The sequence below is a fragment of the Gemmatimonadales bacterium genome, from assembly GCA_030697825.1.
Taxonomy (GTDB): Bacteria; Gemmatimonadota; Gemmatimonadetes; order Gemmatimonadales; family JACORV01; genus JACORV01.
Genome location: JAUYOW010000137.1, coordinates 1 through 2872, shown reverse-complemented (window position 1 = coordinate 2872; position 2872 = coordinate 1). Strand labels below are relative to the sequence as shown.

Annotated in this window: 2 protein-coding genes; one reads left to right on the top strand and one right to left on the bottom strand. The window is 67.1% G+C overall.

Annotated elements, in window-relative coordinates; translation table 11 throughout:
• The coding region (locus tag Q8Q85_07340; protein ID MDP3774069.1) for a TPM domain-containing protein at positions 1-1246 on the bottom strand (1246 nt) is incomplete at its 3' end.
• Between the two features lie 595 nt (positions 1247-1841).
• Between Q8Q85_07340 and Q8Q85_07335 the strand changes: the two genes are divergently transcribed.
• Positions 1842-2872: VWA domain-containing protein (locus tag Q8Q85_07335; GenBank protein MDP3774068.1), on the top strand; the 1031-nt coding region annotated here is incomplete at its 3' end.

The window sequence follows — 2872 nt, the reverse complement described above, 5'->3', positions numbered from 1 at the left end:
CGAGCTTCGCCGCCGCATCGTCAACCCTCCACCCCTGCCCACGCATCCGCTCGACTGCGCCTGCGGCCTGGCCGATCGCGGCCCCTGCGGCCTCGATCGCCTTCGGGGCTTCCTGGCCCGCGCGGTGGAGCGTTTCGAGCTCCGTGTCGTGGTTGGCGCGCTTCTCGTTCGCCTCGCGGAGCTGCACGAGCGCGCGCTCGTATCCGGCGGCGACCGTCTCGTACTCTTCCCGCGTGCGACCGTCGCGCGTGGGGTCCTGACCGCCTTCGGGCTCGACTTCGTTGATCGTCACCGCGGCGGCGCCGACGAGGCGCTCGATCGCCTGATACCGCCCGCGCAGCCGTTCGCCACTTTCCTCCGACACGGTGAGCGTTGCCGCCTCCGTGCGCGTGGAGAGTGCCCTCACCTGTCCGCGAAGCTCGAACATGAGCGTCGTCGCCGCGTGCCGCTTGTCCTTCGCCTTCGCATGCGCGGCACGACGGCGCTGGTTCGATGAACGGATCAGCACGATCGCGACCACGACCAGCGCGAGCGCCGGGAGGACGAGGAGCACCAGTCCGACGTTCCCGCTTCCTCCAGCACTGCCGCCGGTTCCCTGGTTCACGATCACGACGCGGCCACTACCGCCGACGACGCTGGCACTCGGATCGAGGTTCGAGCTGGGTATCGGCGCAGTCACGCTAACGACACCAACGGAGGGTCGGCCCGTGTCTATGACACGTCCGAACTCCACCATCGCAGCGACGAATGCTCCGACGAAGTCGGGCGGCCGCTGATCGCCCGATTCCCGTCGAAGGAACGACGACCCGACGCGCAGTTGGATCGCCTCGCCGTACTGATCGTTGAGCTGTGCCCACCGACTGCCGGTGTAGATGGAGAACTCGTGATCGTCGACCGCGATGAAGATCGCGATGAGCGCGTCACGGTTCTCTCCGTTCGTTGCCTGCCACGACGGGCACTGCTGCCGGACCGCCTTCTGGTAGTGGTCGAGGCTCCCGAGGTTGCCGAACGTCCGGATCGTCCGGATGCGGACGATCGCGCCTCGGCGCTCGAGCGCGCTCGCCGCCGCTTGGAGGCGACCGAGGCTCTCGAACACGCCAGCGTCGTCATAGATGACCGGATCGCAGGGCAAGCCCTGTGCCTGCGCGACGGATGTCGCGACGAGGCCGAAGAGGACCGCCGCCCCGATGCCTGCCCGCTTGTGGCGGGAGCTCGGAGTGGTACTGCGTTGCAGAATCCTTCGCATCGTCTGTGTCTCCTCCTGAATCCGCACAAGGCGGACTCACCCGCGGCGTAAACGCCGGTCCGGGTTTCCGTGCTGGGGTACTGCGGTTGAGGGTTCTGTGCCCCCGGTTGTGAACGTACCAAACTCCACTGACCCGCACGAGGAATCATAGTGGAGCGTCCATTGTTGTTCTAGCATGAACCAGCGCGCCTGTCAACCATGCGGCGAAAAAATCCCGTCATTTCGACCGGAGCGAGCTAGGATGCGAGCGAAGTGGAGAAATCTCGCTCAACGGTGAGCCGGAGATCTCTCGGCTTCATTGCATTTCGCTCGAGATGACGAAGCGAGGGGGGGGTTCGAGGTGTTGTCGGAATGGACGACACCGTCTTTTGACAGGCGCTCGGGCACCCGCCATACTCCCCGTGCCCTGTTGACAACAGAGGTACATCTCCACTCCTTTGGGACGTTGGGGTCAACAGCGCCCTGGAAACGGGGTTTGGGTTGATCCGCCGTCCGCAGGAGCGGGATGTGGGAAATCACGCGTTTGGTTTGGAGACGCTCGCACCCAGCGCCTCGCGCCGACGCACGAAGCACCCACACCACAGGAGCAAGGAACATGAAGATCGCAGCCAGACTGGACCGAAGGAAGATCAACCACAACGAGCCGGGCGACGTGCACCTCATGGTGAGCGTCGAGGCCCCGGAGGTCGAGGAGGCGAAGCGCAAGCCGATCGACGCCGTCCTCGTCATCGACGTCTCGACGTCCATGAACGAAGCGGCGACGGCGCTGCCGAACAGCCCGACGAAGCTCGCGCTCGCGAAGGACGCCGCGGCCCGGTTCGTCCAGAACCTCACCGCGAAGGACCGCGTCGGACTCGTGGTCTACTCCGACGACGCGCAGATCGTCGCGCCGGTGGGTCCGCTCACGTCGGAACGCCGCGCGACGCTCGCCGAACGGATCGGTCACCTCAAGGTCGTCAACGGCACGAACCTCGTCGACGGCGCGCTCCGCGGGCTCCGCTGCATGGCCGAGTGCCCGGCGGACGGCGACCGCGTGCGGCGCGTCATCCTGTTCACGGATGGGTTGCCGACCGTCGGGATCCGTGGGAGCAACGACATCGTCGTGCGCGCCATCGCGGAGCGCCTCGATGGGAAGACGCCGATCACGACGATCGGCTTCGGCGAGCGCGTCGTCGAGAGCGGCCAGGGAAGCGGCGGGTACGACCCGGTGCTCCTCACCGCGATCGCCGAGCGCTCCGGCGGCGGCTTCTACCACGCCGAAGGCATGGACGGGATCCTCGGGGCGTTCGCACTCGAACTCGGAGCGCTGCGCTCGGTCGCGGCCACGGACGTGCGCGTCGCGATCACACCGGGCAGCGACATCACCGTCGCGAAGGCCTACAACGACCGCCCGACGTCCGCGAAGGACGGCACGACGGTCGTCGAGCTCGGCCAGCTCTACGGCGGCGAGACGCAGCACATCGTCGTGAAGCTGCAGCTCCCGAAGCGGGAGAAGGCGTTCCCGCGGGACACGCTCGCCGCGAAGGTCGTGGTGAGCGGCGTCAGCACGGCGAGCGGCGCCTTCCAGGACGAGCAGCGCGTCGAGTTCCGCTACGTGGAAGCCAGCGAGGCGGACACGAAGCCGGA